We start from the raw sequence: 15,424 nt of genomic DNA on the forward strand, positions 1-15,424 counted from the left end.
CTCATCTATAGGCGCGCTATATGCCTGCTGTTGCAACGGCAGATGCTGCGCAGCTCATCATTCAGGGTTCGCTCATCAACATCCTGCAAGGCCTGCTGAGGCGTTCTGCAGGCAATAAAAAAGGATGCCGCAGCATCCTTTTGTGTTGAAATATTTACTCAGCTTTTCAGCCATTTGCGAATGCGGTTGGCATCGCCGATAGGGGTGCGTTTGCCCACCGAGTTGAGCAGCACGATGGCGAGCTCGCGGCTGTCCGGTTTGGCGCGCATCACCAGACAGCGCCCCGCTTCGTCAGTGAAGCCGGTTTTGGAGAGGCGCACGTCCCAATCCGGGTTTTTCACCAGCGGGTTGGTGTTGTTGAACATCAGGCTGTAGGCGGGTGCGCTGAAGCGCATCTCCCGGTTCTCATCCTGAGTGAACTGACGGATCAGCGGCTGACGATAGGCGGCGGCGGCCAGCTTGCCAAGATCCTGGGCGGTAGAGACGTTGCGGGTGGAGAGGCCGGTGGAGTCATAGAAGTGGGTATTGCGCATACCCAGCTGTCTGGCCTTGTTGTTCATGGCCCGCACGAAGGCGCTGCGACCGCCCGGATAGTGACGCGCCAGTGCCGAGGCCATCCGGTTTTCGGAGGACATCAGCGCCAGATGCAGGGCGTCACGGCGGGTCACCTTGGTGCCCATGCGGATGCGGGAGTGAGTGTGTTTGACCCGATCCAGATCGTTCTTGTCGACCGTGATGGTCTGGTTGAGATTCTGTTTGGCATCCAGCACCACCAGCGCTGTCATCAGCTTGGTGAGAGAGGCGATGGGACGCACCTTGGTGGCATTCTTCTGGTAGAGCGTCTTGCCCGTTTTTACATCCACGACCAGGGCGCTGCTTGAGCGTACTTCCAGTTTGGCTGGGTTGGGTGCCGCGCTGACCGCAGGCAATCCCAGCATTCCCATCAACCCGACAACCAGCGCTGCTGCGCGAATCCGACACCACATACAACCGACTCCATTCCCATCCAAAAAAAGGCGCTAGATTCACTCATTTTTACCCCGGCTTTACAAGGGCCGAGCGGGACTATTTCTGCTATTTGCGCAAAATTGGCGATCAAAAAAGCCCTCTGGCGAGGGCTTTCGGGTCAGGCGTTGGGCGAGGGGTCAATCCCGCGGCTGCGCGGCCCTGCGTTTGCTGATCCAGCGCCAGACCAGCGCGACCATGCCACCCACCAGCAGGGCCACCGGCAGATAGATGATGATATTGAAAAACTGGGTCTGGTATTCGGCGGCCAGCTTGGTGTGGCTCAGGTAGTAGCCAAACCCGACCAGCGGGCAGATCCACATGATGGAGCTGATCAGATTGACGATGAGAAAGCGCCCCTGGGGCAGCTCGGTGGCACCGACGATGTAGGGGTAGGCGGTGCGCACGAAGGCGATATAGCGCGCGGTGATCAGGGTGATGATCCCGTACTTGTCCAGCAAGTGGTAGACCTTCTGTTGGTGCCGCTCTTCCACGTGGGACATCAGCCGATGGTAGAGCTGGGTGTGGCCGAGAAAGCGCCCCTGCATGTAACCGAGCCAGGTGCCGACAAAGGTGGCCATGATCAACAGCGGGATCACCCCGAGAGACAATACATCCTGATAGATGAGCACGCCGGTGAGGATCAGCAGGCTGTCACCGGGCAGAAAGGCGGTAGGGATGAATCCGTTTTCCAGTACCAGAAACGTCAGAATCACACCACAGATCATGAAGGCCATCTTGGGATCGGAAAGTGTGTTCAGATCGTGATTCATAAAGGCGTGAGCCAGTTGGTAAAACTGCTCCATACTTGCAAACTCCGCAGGTTAGCTGGGTTGATCGGTCAAGGGCATGGCGAGCACCTTGTCGATGCGCAGGCCATCCATGTCAACAATTTCCAGTTGCCACTGTTCCAGTGTCACCAGGTCTCCGGTTTGTGGAACACGACCAAGGAGCAGCATGATAAGCCCTCCGAGGGTGTGATAGTGATGTTTTTCTTCTTCTGGCAGACGAACCAACTCCAGACAGTCCTTCAACTCTGGCAGCGGGATCAGGCCATCGAGCAGCCAGCTGCCGTCGGCGCGCCGGAATGCCCAGTTGTCCTCGCCATCCTCCTGCTGGAAATCCCCCGCCAGCGCCTCCAGCAGATCCTGCTGGGTGACCAGTCCCTGCAGCTCGCCATATTCGTCAACCACCAGCGCCATCTGTTCGCTGTGGGTGCGGAAGTGGTTGAGCAGCTCGACGCCGTTGAGGGTCTCGGGCAGCAGGCTGCCCTCCTGGGTCAGGGCAGCCAGATCGATGGGCTCCCCCTTGATATAGGCGTGCAGCACCTTGCTGACATTGATGATACCCACCAATTCTGACAGGTTGCCGTCGCAGACCGGAAAATAGCTGTGGCGATACTCCACCAGTCGCTGCAGGTTGGTCTCCAGCGGCAGAGCCAGATCCAGATAGCGGATATCGCTGCGCGGCACCATCAGGGAGGAGAGGCTGCGCTCGTCGAGACGGAAGACGTTGCGCAGCATGGTGTGTTCATGATCCTCGATCACCCCGGCTTCCGAGCCCTCCACCAGCATGGCGTGGATCTCCTCCTCGGTAACGTTGGCGCTGCCGTTCTGGTTGACCCGCAGCAGCCGCAGGCTGGCATTGGTGGAGGCCGACAGCAGCCAGACGAAGGGGCGGGTCAGGGTGGCGAGCCAGTGCATCGGGCGGGCCACCAGACAGGCGATGCGCTCGGCATTGAGCTGGCCGAGCCGCTTGGGCACCAGCTCCCCCACCACGATGGAGAGGTAAGTCACCACCACCACCACGATGATGGTGGCGATCAGGCCACTGCTCTTGGCTGGGAGTCCCCACTCCTGCAACCAGAGGGAGAAGGGCTGGGCCAGCAGGGATTCGCCGTAGATACCGTTGAGCAGACCTATGCTGGTGATGCCGATTTGGACGGCAGAGAGAAAATGGGTCGGGTCTTCGCCCAGTTTGAGGGCAATGGCGGCGGAACGGTTGCCTTCAGAGGCAAGCTTGCCGAGGCGAGCCTTGCGTGCGGTGACGATGGCGATTTCTGACATGGCGAAGACGCCATTAAGCAAAATCAATCCCAGCAGGATCAATATTTCCATACAGCAACAGCACTCCTTGAGTGGATAAGATCGCTGGCAGTGTAATGAATTTGGCGGCGATGCGCTTGTGAAAGCGGGTGATCCGGCTCGCTAATTTGATGACAGCGCTCTGGGATGGCTGAAAAAGATGGCCGGAAAAGGGAAGGATGACTCCGCAAAATGGTGTCATGGACGAAGCGGGAGCTTGGCGAAGTGGCATGGCAGGATGGAAAAGGGCGGGAAGTCCCGCCCTTGCTCATCTCAGTCCCGAAACGCCTTATCAGAACTGCTGGAACCAGCGCTGGATCTGGGCCGGATCCTTGCTCTGGGTCAGGGAGAGCATCAGCAGCACCCGCGCTTTCTGCGGGTTGAGAGTGCCGGAGGCCACGAAGCCGTACTTGGCATCATCGATCTCGGCATCCAGGGTGGTGGCGCCGGTCGGTATGCGGGCGGAGCGCACTACCGTGATGCCGTCTTTGCTCGCCTTGGCCAGGGTGTCGAACAGGGTGTGGTAGAGGTTGCCGTTGCCCACCCCGGCGCTGACGATGCCGTCGAACTTGGCATCCACCATCGCCTTGGCCGGCAAGTCGGTGGCGTTGGCGTAGCTGTAGACGATGCCCACTTGCGGCAGCTTGTCGAGCTTGCTCACGTCAAACGGGGTTTTGCTGGTGTGCAGGCGGGCCGGGCTGCGCTGATAGTCGATCTTGCCGTTGTGGATGTAACCCAGCGGGCCGAAGTTGGGGGAGGCGAAGGTCTGCACCCCGGTGGTGTTGGTCTTGGTGACATCGCGGGCATCGAGCACTGTGTCGTTCATCGCCACCATGACGCCACGTCCCTTGGAGGCAGGATCGGAGGCGGTCACTACGGCGTTGTAGAGATTCATAGGGCCGTCGGCGCTCATGGCGGTGGAGGGGCGCATGGCGCCGACCAGCACCACCGGCTTGTCGCTCTTGACGGTCAGATTGAGGAAGTAGGCGGTCTCTTCCATGGTGTCGGTGCCGTGGGTGATGACGATACCATCCACGTCATCCTTGGCCAGCAGCTCGTTGACCCGCTTGGCCAGCTTGAGCCACACCTCGTCGTTCATGTCCTGGGAGCCGATCTTCACCACCTGCTCACCCTGCACGTCGGCCACGTTCTTCATCTCGGGCACGGCGGCGATCAGGGTTTCGATGGCCACCTTGCCTGCCTCGTAGTTGGACTGGGTCGCGGACTGGCCTGCCCCGGCAATGGTGCCGCCGGTTGCCAGAATATGGACGTTGGGCAGGGCCATTGCCATGGGGGAGAGGGTCAGGCCGACGACGACGGCGAGCAGGGTCTTGCGGATCGGTAGGGTCATGCTGCAAATCCTTATGGTTGGAATAATCGCAGCAAGTTTGCCCGTTTAATAACCCGGGTCTGTGATAAAACTCACCAAAAGACAGGTGAGTACAGATTTTTAACCTGTTTTATACCTCTATGGAGATAATTTAACTCGCAGAGAAACCCTTGTCTTCGATCAGGGCGATCAGCTCGGCCTTGCTCAGCTCGCTCTCGATGACGGCCTTGCTGCTGGTGAAATCGACGGTTGCGGTGGTGACTGCAGGCTGGGCCAGCAGGGCTTTTTGCAGACTGGCGGCGCAGCCACCGCAGGACATGCCGGACACGGTGAGTTCGATGGTCATGGGATATCTCCTCTGTTGATGAGCGCCAGCCTAAAGCTGCCGCCTCCGGCAAGGTCAAGCTGTCAGTACATCAGGCCCAGATAGTTCATCAGGGTTGCTCCCTGCCAGTGTATGGGAGCCAAGGTTCGTGGTGGCGATGAGGTTGGCAGTTTCCTCGGGCAGGGTCAGTACATAAGACCGAGGTAATTCATCAGAGTTGCCCCGAGGCTGGTAGTGACCAGCGAACCGAGGGTGGTGGTGGCGATAATGTTTGCGGCCAGCACGCTGTCGCCCCCCATGGCACGGGTCATCACATAGCTGGCGGCGGCAGTCGGGGTGGCGCTGATGAGAAACAGAATACCCAGCTCCAGATGGCTGAAGCCGAGCAGGGCCGCCCCAAGAGTGAACGCAGCCGGAATGAGACAGAGCCGCATGATGCTGGCCCAGCCCGCAATGGCTGCACCACCACGCAGAGCATCCAGGCTGAGGGAGGCGCCGGTGCAGAGCAGCGCCAGCGGCAACGTCATGTTGGCGAAGTAGCTGCCGGTGGTGAGCAGCAGTTGCGGCATCTTGATACCGAACAGGGTAAAGGGCAGCGCCGCCACAATGGCGATGATCAGGGGATTCTTGATGATGCCGAGCAGAATGGGGCGGATACCGGTGGCGCCGCCGAGACTGCGGGTGAGGGTGATCACTGCGAGAATGTTGTAGAGCACGGTCACCGCGCCGACATAGAAGGCCGCCGCCCCCAACCCCTCGTGGCCGTAGGCGTTCTGCACATAGGCGAGCCCGATAATGGCGCTGTTGCCGCGAAAGCTACCTTGCACGAAGATCCCGCGCAGTCGCTGCTCCCCGATAAAACGTCCGGCCAGCAGTTCCAGCACCAGATAGCTGATAACGGTGGCGAGCAGGCCATAGCCGATAAACCAGAGGCTCGGCATGGTGGCGAAGTTGGTGCCAAGAATACTGAGAAAGAGCAGGGCGGGCAGGGTGACCTGAAATACCAGTCGCGAGGCGGATTCGGTAAAGGGATCCGGCAGCAGCCCCAGCCGCTTGAGCAAGATGCCGAGCAGCAGCACCACGCAGATGGGGCCTGTGATGGAGAGGGAGAAGAGCATACTGGCCAGCAGATCCATGATGGGCATCCTGTGCTGTGCCCACACACCCTGACGGCGGGGCAAAAAGGGCATTCTAACGCCATGGGCTTGTATTCACAGGGGTTAATCACAACAATGTGGGCAATTCCACCGCCTAGCCTCCTGTGAGCCAATTCATGGACAAGAAACTGACCATCCTCGATATCGCCAGACTGAGTGGCGTCGGCAAGTCGACCGTCTCCCGGGTGCTCAATCAGGATCCCAAGGTGAAGCAGGAGACCCGCGAGCGGGTGGAGCAGATCATCGCTGAACATGGCTTCGTGCCGAGCAAATCGGCGCGGGCCATGCGCAGCCAGAGCCAGCAGGTGGTGGGGATCATCGTCTCGCGGCTCGACTCCAGCTCGGAGAATCAGGCGGTGCGCGGCATGCTGGAGACCCTCTATCAGCGCGGCTACGATGCTGTGCTGATGGAGAGCAAGTTCTCCCCCGCCAAGGTACAGGAGCATCTGGCGGTGCTGGAGCGGCGCGGGGTGGATGGCATTATCCTGTTCGCCTTCAATGACTTGGACTATGCCGCTATGGCGCCGCTGAAAGAGAAGCTGGTGCTGGTCGCTCGTGAATATCCCGGTTTCTCCTCGGTCTGCTTCGACGACGCCGGTGCGGTGCGCACCATGCTGGCGCAGCTGGCAAGCCGTGGTGCCCGCGATATCGCCTATCTGGGGGTGGATGCCTCGGACCTCACCACCGGCCAGCGCCGCCTCGATGCCTATCTCGCTTACTGCGCAGAGCAGGGGTTGCACGCGCGCAGCGCCCTCGGCGATCTCAGCCTGCAGAGTGGCTACCGGCTGGCGGCCGAGCTGCTGACCCCCTCCACCCAGGCGTTGGTCTGCGCCAGCGACACCCTCGCCATCGGTGCGGCAAAATACCTGCAAGAACAAGGGCGTAGCGAGGTACTGGTGACTGGCCTTGGCAACAACCCCATGCTCAGTTTCCTCTTCCCCAACGCCCTCAGTCTCGATCTTGGTTACAAAGGGGCGGGGGAGCAGGCGGCGCGTCAGCTGCTCGGCCAGATTGAGCAGGATCGGCCTCCGCTGGTGACAATCGCCCCCTGCCGAACCCTGTGAGCCCCATCACTTCCGACTGAACAAAAAGTGTGCTTTTTGTGACGCTGGCCACGAATTGGGAACGTTCCCATTTCGATCTGGCCAGATTGTCGGCATGCTAAATGGGAACGATACCAAAAACGCTCCGGCCGACAGACTGGCTCAAAAGGGCGATACAGACCACTATTCAATGGCGTCACAGAGGGAAGACCCATGTCCAAGATCAACGCACAGCAGCTTGCCACCCTGATCGACAAGATCGGCGGCAAGGAGAACATCGCCACCGTCAGCCACTGCCTGACCCGGTTGCGCTTCGTCCTGAACGATCCGGCCAAGGCCGACAGCAAGGCCATCGAAACCATTCCGGCAGTGAAGGGAAGCTTCACCCAGGGCGGTCAGTTCCAGGTGGTGATCGGTAATGAGGTAGAGCAGTGGTACAAGGCGCTGACCGAGCAGCTCGGCGTCAGCGGTGGCAGCAAGGAGACCGCCAAGCAGGCGGCGCGCCAGAACATGAACCCGCTGGAGCGAGGCATCTCCCATCTGGCGGAGATCTTCGTACCGTTGCTGCCCGCCATCATCACCGGCGGTCTGATCCTGGGCTTTCGCAACGTCATCGGCGACATCAAGATGTTCGACGATGGCACTCACACCCTCACTGAGATCAGCCAGTTCTGGGCTCAGGTACACGCCTTCCTCTGGCTGCTGGGCGAGGCGATTTTCCACTTCCTGCCGGTCGGCGTCTGCTGGTCTGCAGTGAAGAAGATGGGCGGCTCCGAGATCTTGGGTATCGTGCTGGGGGTGACGCTGGTGTCACCGCAGTTGATGAACGCCTACGGCATTGGTCAGCAGACTCCCGAGGTGTGGGACTTCGGCCTGTTTGTGATCCAGAAGGTGGGTTATCAGGCCCAGGTCATTCCGGCGCTGCTGGCGGGTGTCTTCCTTGCCTGGGTGGAAACCAACCTCAAGCGGATCATTCCGGCCTATCTCTATCTGGTGATTGTGCCGTTTGTCTCGCTGCTGCTGGCGGTGATCGTGGCCCACGCCTTTATCGGCCCGTTCGGTCGCTGGATTGATGATGGCGTTGGCTTCGCTGCCAAGGCCGCCATGACCGGCTCCTTCGCTCCCATCGGTGCTGCCCTGTTCGGTTTCCTCTATGCACCGCTGGTCATTACCGGTATCCACCACACCACCAACGCGGTGGATCTGCAGCTGATGCAGAGCATGGGGGGCACCCCGATTTGGCCGCTGATCGCGCTCTCCAACATCGCCCAGGCGTCTGCGGTTGTCGGCATCATTCTGATTAGCCGCAAGGAGAACGAGCGGGAGATCTCGGTACCTGCCGCCATTTCCGCCTACCTCGGGGTGACCGAACCGGCCATGTACGGTATCAACCTCAAGTACAAGTTCCCCATGTTGTGCGCCATGGTGGGGTCCAGCCTTGCCGCCCTCATCTGCGGTTTCGCCGGGGTGATGGCCAACGGCATCGGGGTAGGCGGCCTGCCGGGCATCCTCTCCATCCAGCCGCAATACTGGGCGGTATTTGCCATCGCCATGCTGGTCGCCATCGTGGTGCCGGTGGTGCTGACCCTGCTGGTCTACAAGCGCCAGCAAGCCGCTGGCAAGTTGGCCCAAGCCAGCGCCTGACACTGATTATCAGGGCGACCCGCGGGTCGCCCTCTCCATTTCCTATTCGAGACAAGAGAAAGACCCATGAGCCAAACACCCTGGTGGCAGAGTGCCGTGATTTACCAGATTTACCCCAAGAGCTTTCAGGATTCCGCGGCCCGTGGCACCGGCGACCTCAAGGGGATCATGGCGCGCCTCGACTATCTCAAAACCCTGGGGGTCGATGCCCTTTGGCTGACCCCTGTCTACGTCTCCCCGCAGGTGGACAACGGCTACGACATCGCCGACTACCTTGCCATCGACCCCGCCTACGGCACCATGGCTGACTTCGAGGCGCTGCTGGCCGCCGCCCACGCGCGCGATATCCGCATCGTGATGGATATCGTGGTCAACCACACCTCCACCGAGCACGCCTGGTTCAAGTCGGCGCTGGGGGATAAAAACAGCCCCTACCGCGACTACTACATCTGGCGCGATCCGGTGGATGGCGGCGTGCCGAACAACTGGCAATCCAAGTTTGGTGGCAGCGCCTGGGAGCTGGATCCCGCCACCGGTCAGTACTACCTGCACCTGTTTGCCCGCGAGCAGGCGGATCTCAACTGGGAAAATCCTGCAGTGCGCGCCGAGGTGAAAAAGCTCATCCACTTCTGGGCCAAGAAGGGGGTGGACGGTTTCCGCCTCGACGTCATCAACCTTATTTCCAAGGATCAGGCGTTCCCCAACGACGAGATAGGCGATGGCCGCCGTTTCTACACCGACGGGCCGCGCATCCACGAATACCTGCAGGATGTGAGCCGCGACGTGTTTGCTCCTGTCGGCGCCATGACGGTGGGGGAGATGTCCTCTACTTCGCTGGAGCACTGCCAGCGCTATGGCGCCCTCGATGGCTCCGAGCTCTCCATGGTGTTCAACTTCCACCATCTGAAGGTGGATTACCCCAACGGCGACAAGTGGACCAAGGCGCCGTTCGACTTCCTCGAACTCAAGCGCATCTTCAACCACTGGCAGAGCGGTATGCACGGCAAGGGGTGGTCGGCGCTGTTCTGGTGCAATCACGACCAACCGCGCATCGTCTCCCGCTTCGGCGATGAGGGTGAGCATAGGGTGGTCGCCGCCAAGATGCTGGCCAGCACGCTGCATGGCCTGCAAGGCACCCCCTACATCTATCAGGGGGAGGAGATCGGCATGACCAACCCCGGCTATCAGCACATCGATGACTATCAGGATGTGGAGAGCCGCAACATCTTCGCCATCAAGCAGGCGGAAGGGATGAGCGAGGCCGAGATCCTCGCCATTCTCGGCGCCAAGTCCCGCGACAACTCGCGCACGCCGATGCAGTGGAGCGCAGCGGCCAATGCAGGTTTCACCAGCGGGACGCCCTGGCTCAAGCCTGCCGCCAACTATCCCGAGATCAACGCCGAGGCGGCGCTGGCCGACCAGCACTCGGTGTTCTGGCACTATCGGGATCTCATCGCCCTTCGCAAGGCGCACCCCATCTTCACCCAGGGGGATTATCAGGAGCTGCTGACCGGGCACCCGCAGATCTGGGCCTATGCCCGCCGTGCCAACGGTCAGACCCTGCTGGTGGTGAGCAACTTCTACGGCGAGCCGGTGGAGTTTGCCTTGCCTGCCGAGCTGCAAAGCGGGCAAGGTCGGCTGCTGCTCGGCAACTACCCCGATAGCCCGGCCCAACCGCAATCGGGTATGCTGCGCCCTTATGAATCCCTGATCTGGCTGATGGAGTAGGTAATGGAGAAGGTGGTGCGCGGTACCGAGTGGCAGAAGATGGTGGCGGGGGAGCCTTATGATGCGGGCGATCCCGAGCTGAAAGCGGCGCGCGAGCGCTGCCGCCGGCTCTATCACACCTTCAACACCAGCTGGCAGGAGAAACCGGCGCGGGATGCTTTGCTTCACGATCTGCTTGGTAGCCGCGGCCAGGAGTGCGCCATCAATCCACCATTCTTCTGCGACTATGGTGCCAACATCTTCGTCGGTGAGAACTTCTACGCCAACGTCAATTGCACCATCCTCGACGTCTGTGAGGTGCACATCGGCGACAATGTGCTGCTGGCGCCCGGGGTGCAGATCTACACCGCCGCTCATCCGGTGGCGGTGGCGCCACGTATCCAGGGTGTCGAGTTCGGCAAGCCGGTACGGATCGGTCACAACGTCTGGATCGGCGGCAGCGTCGTCATCTGCCCCGGCGTCACTATCGGTGACAACAGCGTCATCGGTGCAGGCTCGGTGGTGACCAAAGACGTGCCCGCCAATGTGGTGGCGGCTGGCAACCCCTGCAAGGTGCTTCGGGCGATGACGGCACAGGAGCTTGAAGGCGTCATCCAGCGGTGAACAGGGACCATGAATGCTATTGCTATCTGATTGATAGAAAAGCGACTTTCAGATTGTTTTGCATTCAGTGCTTATGTTCGGGGCCGCTTGGCCGATACTGTTGAGTGCAGGAGGAACCCTATGGATATATCAAGTTCTGCAAATGCGTCGTTTGGTTCTGCTCTGATGACGGCCAGTCTGGCCAAGAAACAGCAGACCCAAGAGGGCGAAGCTGCGCTGAAGCTGCTGCAAAACGCAGCGCAATCAGCGCCGGTTGCACCGGCATCGGCCAGCGCTTCTCTGGGAAGCAAGATCGATATTCGCGTCTGACCCTAATGAAAAAGCCCCCATCTCGCGATGGGGGCTTTTTTATCTCTGCGATTTGCGGGATCAGACCGGGAAAGGAGCCGGCGCCTCGAAGGTCATCCGTTCCCCGCTGCGGGGGTGGCTGATGGTCAGCATGGCCGCATGCAGGTAGAGATGGGGGGCAGCCGCCAGCGCATCCGGATGGGCGTAGAGGTTGTCACCCAGGATCGGATGCCCCAGCTCCAGCATATGGACGCGCAACTGGTGCGAGCGACCTGTGATGGGAGTCAGCTTGATCAGGCTGTTGCCGTTCTCCACTTTCAGTTTTTCCCACAGGGTCAGGGCGTGACGCCCCTCCTCGTGATCCACCTTCTGCTTCGGGCGGTTGGGCCAGTCGACGCAGAGCGGCAGGTCAACCTGTCCCGACTCTGCTTCCGGCTCACCCCACACCCAGGCGAGGTAGTGCTTCTCGGTCTCCCGCTCGCGAAATTGTCGGCTCAGCTCCCGATGAGAGTTGGGATTGAGGGGAATGACAATGACGCCAGTGGTGGACATGTCGAGGCGATGAGCTGCCGCCGCCTTGGGGTGTTGCTGTTTCACCCGATGCAGGACGCTGTCTTCATTCTCGGGGCCGCGCCCGGGGACGCTTAGCAGGCCAGTGGGCTTGTTGACCACCATGATGTCCTTGTCCTTGAACAGGATATCGAGCCAGGGTTCCAGAGGCGGTGAGTATTCAAACATAAATGTCTCGCATCAGAAGGTGGGGGCAAGCCCCCATCAGTTATGGGTAACCACGACAAAGCGGCCTTGGGTATCCAGTTTGAGCTGGGTCTGGCCGCTGTCGGTCGGTACCTTGTCAGTTATGGGTGACCACGATAAAGCGGATGGCATCCAGCTTGAGTTGGGTCTGATCGATCAGGTGGTGCAATTCTGCCTGCAGATTGCGCAGATAATCCAGTTCGCTGTCGCGCACGTTCGGGTTGACCGCCTTGAGCGCTTCCAGACGATCCAGATCCTGCTGCAGGGTCTGCGCCATCTGGGCGCGGGCCTTGTCGACAATCCCGGCTTTCAGCTCTTCGGCAATGGCTTGGCCCTTGCCAATCAGACCGTGGATCACCGGCTGGGATGCAGTCACGAGCTTGCTGCCGAGGTGGCGATTGACCGGAGTCAGCTGGCGGTTGAAGGCATCGAACGCCACTTTCTCACCCAGATTCTGGCCGTTCTTGTCCATTAGCAGACGGATTGGCGTCGGCGGCATGAAGCGGTAGAGCTGGGGATGGGCCGCAGACTCGGCAACGAAGATCAGCTCAAGCAGGATGGAGCCGATGGGCAGTGCCTTGTTCTTGAGCAGTGCGACCGAGGTGGCACCGATCTCGGAGCCCAGGATCAGGTCGATACCGCCGCGCATCATGGGGTGATCCCAGGAGAGCAGCGCCATGTCATCCCGCGACAGGGCTGTGTTGCGATCGAAGGTGATGGTCATGCCATCTTGTGGCAGGCCCGGGAAGCTGGAGACCAGCATGTGATCCCCGGGGGTCAGCACCAGCGCGTTCTCGCCACGGTCATCCTGATTGACGCCGATCTCGTCGAACATCTTGAGAGCGAAGGAGATCATGCTGGTGTCGTCATCTTCGGCGGCCAGCTTGTCGACCAGCTGCTGGGCGGCGGTGCCACCGCTGGAGTGGATCTCCAGCAGGCGATCGCGGCCCTGCTCCAGCCGTGCCTTGAGCGGCTCGTGCAGTTCGCGGGTCTTGACCAGCAGGGCGTCGAGGGCCGCCTGATCGCCGGTGTTGGCGGCCAGCAGCTCGAACAGCTCTTCACGTACCGCTTCGAATACCGGGCGGGCAGTCGGGCAGGTCTGCTCGAACGCGTCCAGACCATCGTGATACCAGAGCTGCAGGGCGCGCTGGGCAGTCCCTTCCAGATAGGGAACGTGGATCTCGACGGTGTTCTGCTGACCGATACGATCCAGTCGGCCGATACGCTGTTCCAGCAGATCCGGGTTGAGGGGCAGATCGAACAGCACCAGATGGCTGGCAAACTGGAAGTTGCGACCCTCTGAGCCGATCTCGGAGCAGAGCAGCACCTGGGCGCCACCCTCTTGCTGGGCGAAATAGGCGGAGGCTTTGTCCCGCTCGAGGATCGACATCCCTTCGTGGAACACGGCACCACGGATCCCTTCACGGGTACGCAACGCCTCTTCCAGCGCGATGGCGGTCGCTGCTTCGGAGCAGATCACCAGCACCTTCTGCTGACGGGCAGAGAGCAGCAGCTCCAGCAACCATTCTACGCGCGGGTCGAACTGGGTCCAGGTGGCGTTGTCGCCTTCGAACTGCTGGAAGATCTTCTCGGGATAGAGGTAGCGCAGGGCGCGGGTCTGCAGATCGCCGCCATTGCCACCCATCATGCCCATCACCTTGATGGCAGTCTTGTACTGCTCCGGCAGCGGCATGGGGTAGATGTTGAGGTGACGCTCGGGGAAGCCCTGAATATTGGCGCGGCTGTTGCGGAACAGCACCCGGCCGGTGCCGTGCTGGTCCAGCAGCTTGGCGACCGCCTGCTGACGTGCGGCGGCATCGCTCAAGTCCAGCCCTTCCAGCTGGCTGGCGAGGATCTGTCTGGCTTCATCGCTCAGGGTCTCGCCATCCAGCAGCTCTTGCGCAGCGCTGGCGACCTGACCATAGGCCTGCTCCTCGGCGAGGAAGGCTTCGTAGTCGTAAAAACGCTCGGGATCGAGCAGGCGCAGACGGGCAAAGTGGCTCTGGTGGCCCAGCTGATCCGGGGTCGCAGTCAGCAGCAGCACGCCCGGCACTTGTTCGGCCAGCGCTTCCACCATCTCATAGGCACGGCTCGGCGCCTCTTCACTCCACTCCAGATGGTGGGCTTCGTCGACAACCAGCAGGTCCCACTCGGCTTCCAGCACCTGCTCGAAGCGACGACGCTTCTTGCGCAGGAAGTCGAGGCTGCAGATCACCAGCTGTTCGGTCTCGAAGGGGTTCTCCGCATCGGCGAATGCCTCGATGCAGCGCTCCTCATCAAACAGGGAGAAGTGCAGGTTGAAGCGGCGCAGCATTTCGACCAGCCACTGATGCTGGAGCGTTTCGGGCAGCAGAATGAGCACGCGATGGGCGCGGCCGGAGAGTAGCTGCTGATGAATGATCATGCCGGCTTCGATGGTCTTGCCCAGACCCACCTCATCGGCCAGCAATACGCGCGGAGCGTAGCGGTGACCCACCTCGTGGGCGATATAGAGCTGGTGCGGGATCAGGCTGACCCGGCCACCGGCCAGACCGCGAGTCGGGTTGCGACGACGCTGGTGCTGGTTGACCAGCGCCTCGTAGCGCAGGGTGAAGCGGGACATCCGATCGATCTGACCGGCGAACAGGCGATCCTGCGGCTTGTTGAACTTGATAAAGTTGTTGAGAAACACTTCCTTGAGGGCAACGGGCTCATCATTGTCGGTGCGCACACCTACATATATAAGCAGGCCGTCTTTCTCCTGCACTTCTTCGACCGTCATGGTCCAGTCTTCGTGACTGGTGATCTGATCGCCCACATTGAAGCTGACCCGGGTGACCGGCGCCTCTTCTTTGGCATACATGCGGTTTTCACCGGTAGCCGGAAACAACAGGGTAACCATGCGTCCTTCAACAGCAACGACAGTCCCCAACCCCAGATCCGTCTCTGTATCACTAATCCAACGCTGGCCAAGTGCAAAAGGCATTAAACTCTCCAAAGCCCAAGAGTGTGTGAATCGCAAAGGGGCGCTATGTTACCCGAAGGCGTGACCTCGATCACCATGCATATAGATGTAGAGAGACCAAATCGCCACAACCTTGATCTGCTACCATCGCCACGCCATCTAGAGGATAGCGAGCTCGCCAAACGGGTGTGTTATTGCAGGATAAATGCGCTTTTTGGGTGATTAGTGAACGGTTGAACCAAAAATGCGAATTTAATTCGAAAACACCCTTGCAAGCGTGATCCAGATCCCTATAATGCGCCTCCATCGACAGGGCAAGCGGCAACGCAGAAAGCCAAGTCGATAACCTCGAAAAGCCTTTGAAAATAAGGCTTGACTCGAGAAGGCGGTTGAGTAGAATTCCACTCCCGCAGCAACACACTGTTGCGTCGCTCTTTAACAATTTGAATCAAGCAATCTGTGTGGGCACTCACAGCATCGAACATCAAAAACAATTTTTGATTTTCAATGTCTGGTG

At 60.2% G+C, this 15,424-nt stretch carries 14 protein-coding genes; 5 read left to right on the forward strand and 9 right to left on the reverse strand.

Annotated features, from left to right (window positions below):
• Nucleotides 1-158: 158 nt before the first annotated feature.
• From pbpG to AB5Y90_RS16765, 6 genes are all read right to left on the reverse strand, one after another.
• Nucleotides 159-986, reverse strand: a complete 828-nt coding sequence (pbpG, locus tag AB5Y90_RS16740; RefSeq protein WP_005348750.1) for a D-alanyl-D-alanine endopeptidase — start codon at nucleotides 984-986, stop codon at nucleotides 159-161.
• Between the two features lie 159 nt (nucleotides 987-1,145).
• Nucleotides 1,146-1,811, reverse strand: a complete 666-nt coding sequence (locus tag AB5Y90_RS16745; protein ID WP_005343012.1) for a DedA family protein — start codon at nucleotides 1,809-1,811, stop codon at nucleotides 1,146-1,148.
• Between the two features lie 18 nt (nucleotides 1,812-1,829).
• Nucleotides 1,830-3,122: a hemolysin family protein gene (locus AB5Y90_RS16750; protein WP_005336050.1), complete on the reverse strand. Its 1,293-nt coding sequence runs from the start codon at nucleotides 3,120-3,122 to the stop codon at nucleotides 1,830-1,832.
• Nucleotides 3,123-3,381: 259 nt separating this feature from the next.
• Nucleotides 3,382-4,440, reverse strand: coding sequence for an L-asparaginase 2 (ansB, locus tag AB5Y90_RS16755; protein WP_307895623.1), 1,059 nt, complete (start codon nucleotides 4,438-4,440; stop codon nucleotides 3,382-3,384).
• Nucleotides 4,441-4,570: 130 nt separating this feature from the next.
• Nucleotides 4,571-4,765 (reverse strand): heavy-metal-associated domain-containing protein, encoded by a 195-nt coding sequence (locus tag AB5Y90_RS16760; RefSeq protein WP_199416611.1) that lies wholly within the window; start codon nucleotides 4,763-4,765, stop codon nucleotides 4,571-4,573.
• Nucleotides 4,766-4,929: 164 nt separating this feature from the next.
• Nucleotides 4,930-5,880, reverse strand: a complete 951-nt coding sequence (locus AB5Y90_RS16765) for an AEC family transporter (RefSeq protein ID WP_199416610.1) — start codon at nucleotides 5,878-5,880, stop codon at nucleotides 4,930-4,932.
• Nucleotides 5,881-6,017: 137 nt separating this feature from the next.
• Between AB5Y90_RS16765 and treR the strand changes: the two genes are divergently transcribed.
• The 5 genes from treR (at nucleotide 6,018) to AB5Y90_RS16790 (ending at nucleotide 11,228) form a co-directional block, all read left to right on the forward strand.
• Nucleotides 6,018-6,965 carry a trehalose operon repressor TreR gene (gene treR / locus AB5Y90_RS16770; RefSeq protein ID WP_307895621.1) on the forward strand — a complete coding sequence of 316 codons (948 nt, stop codon included), beginning with the start codon at nucleotides 6,018-6,020 and terminating at the stop codon, nucleotides 6,963-6,965.
• A gap of 192 nt (nucleotides 6,966-7,157) precedes the next feature.
• Nucleotides 7,158-8,588, forward strand: a complete 1,431-nt coding sequence (treB, locus tag AB5Y90_RS16775) for a PTS trehalose transporter subunit IIBC (protein ID WP_368167335.1) — start codon at nucleotides 7,158-7,160, stop codon at nucleotides 8,586-8,588.
• A 66-nt stretch (nucleotides 8,589-8,654) separates the two neighbouring features.
• On the forward strand, nucleotides 8,655-10,316 hold the full coding sequence (gene treC / locus AB5Y90_RS16780; RefSeq protein ID WP_120416411.1) for an alpha,alpha-phosphotrehalase: 1,662 nt from the start codon (nucleotides 8,655-8,657) through the stop codon (nucleotides 10,314-10,316).
• A 3-nt stretch (nucleotides 10,317-10,319) separates the two neighbouring features.
• The gene (locus AB5Y90_RS16785; protein WP_120416412.1) at nucleotides 10,320-10,919 is read left to right on the forward strand and encodes a sugar O-acetyltransferase; all 600 of its coding nucleotides are present in this window, start codon (nucleotides 10,320-10,322) and stop codon (nucleotides 10,917-10,919) included.
• A gap of 120 nt (nucleotides 10,920-11,039) precedes the next feature.
• The gene (locus tag AB5Y90_RS16790; protein WP_120416413.1) at nucleotides 11,040-11,228 is read left to right on the forward strand and encodes a hypothetical protein; all 189 of its coding nucleotides are present in this window, start codon (nucleotides 11,040-11,042) and stop codon (nucleotides 11,226-11,228) included.
• Nucleotides 11,229-11,288: 60 nt separating this feature from the next.
• On the opposite strand, the gene rluA is transcribed toward AB5Y90_RS16790, so the two are convergent.
• The 3 genes from rluA to AB5Y90_RS16805 all read right to left on the reverse strand — a co-directional run.
• Nucleotides 11,289-11,945 (reverse strand): bifunctional tRNA pseudouridine(32) synthase/23S rRNA pseudouridine(746) synthase RluA, encoded by a 657-nt coding sequence (gene rluA, locus AB5Y90_RS16795; protein ID WP_042081022.1) that lies wholly within the window; start codon nucleotides 11,943-11,945, stop codon nucleotides 11,289-11,291.
• Nucleotides 11,946-12,060: 115 nt separating this feature from the next.
• Nucleotides 12,061-14,928 (reverse strand): RNA polymerase-associated protein RapA, encoded by a 2,868-nt coding sequence (gene rapA, locus AB5Y90_RS16800; RefSeq protein WP_307895618.1) that lies wholly within the window; start codon nucleotides 14,926-14,928, stop codon nucleotides 12,061-12,063.
• Between the two features lie 269 nt (nucleotides 14,929-15,197).
• The coding region (locus AB5Y90_RS16805) for a hypothetical protein (RefSeq protein WP_368167338.1) at nucleotides 15,198-15,424 on the reverse strand (227 nt) is incomplete at its 5' end.

This window comes from Aeromonas sp. R4-1 (genome assembly GCF_040908325.1).
In the GTDB taxonomy this organism is placed as follows: domain Bacteria; phylum Pseudomonadota; class Gammaproteobacteria; order Enterobacterales; family Aeromonadaceae; genus Aeromonas; species Aeromonas veronii.

Bases quoted from the DNA above. Each gene is read 5' to 3' on its own strand.
- pbpG (WP_005348750.1), bottom strand. From the start codon at position 986: ATGTGGTGTCGGATTCGCGCAGCAGCGCTGGTTGTCGGGTTGATGGGA.
- AB5Y90_RS16745 (WP_005343012.1), bottom strand. From the start codon at position 1,811: ATGGAGCAGTTTTACCAACTGGCTCACGCCTTTATGAATCACGATCTG.
- AB5Y90_RS16750 (WP_005336050.1), bottom strand. From the start codon at position 3,122: ATGGAAATATTGATCCTGCTGGGATTGATTTTGCTTAATGGCGTCTTC.
- ansB (WP_307895623.1), bottom strand. From the start codon at position 4,440: ATGACCCTACCGATCCGCAAGACCCTGCTCGCCGTCGTCGTCGGCCTG.
- AB5Y90_RS16760 (WP_199416611.1), bottom strand. From the start codon at position 4,765: ATGACCATCGAACTCACCGTGTCCGGCATGTCCTGCGGTGGCTGCGCC.
- AB5Y90_RS16765 (WP_199416610.1), bottom strand. From the start codon at position 5,880: ATGGATCTGCTGGCCAGTATGCTCTTCTCCCTCTCCATCACAGGCCCC.
- treR (WP_307895621.1), top strand. From the start codon at position 6,018: ATGGACAAGAAACTGACCATCCTCGATATCGCCAGACTGAGTGGCGTC.
- treB (WP_368167335.1), top strand. From the start codon at position 7,158: ATGTCCAAGATCAACGCACAGCAGCTTGCCACCCTGATCGACAAGATC.
- treC (WP_120416411.1), top strand. From the start codon at position 8,655: ATGAGCCAAACACCCTGGTGGCAGAGTGCCGTGATTTACCAGATTTAC.
- AB5Y90_RS16785 (WP_120416412.1), top strand. From the start codon at position 10,320: ATGGAGAAGGTGGTGCGCGGTACCGAGTGGCAGAAGATGGTGGCGGGG.
- AB5Y90_RS16790 (WP_120416413.1), top strand. From the start codon at position 11,040: ATGGATATATCAAGTTCTGCAAATGCGTCGTTTGGTTCTGCTCTGATG.
- rluA (WP_042081022.1), bottom strand. From the start codon at position 11,945: ATGTTTGAATACTCACCGCCTCTGGAACCCTGGCTCGATATCCTGTTC.
- rapA (WP_307895618.1), bottom strand. From the start codon at position 14,928: ATGCCTTTTGCACTTGGCCAGCGTTGGATTAGTGATACAGAGACGGAT.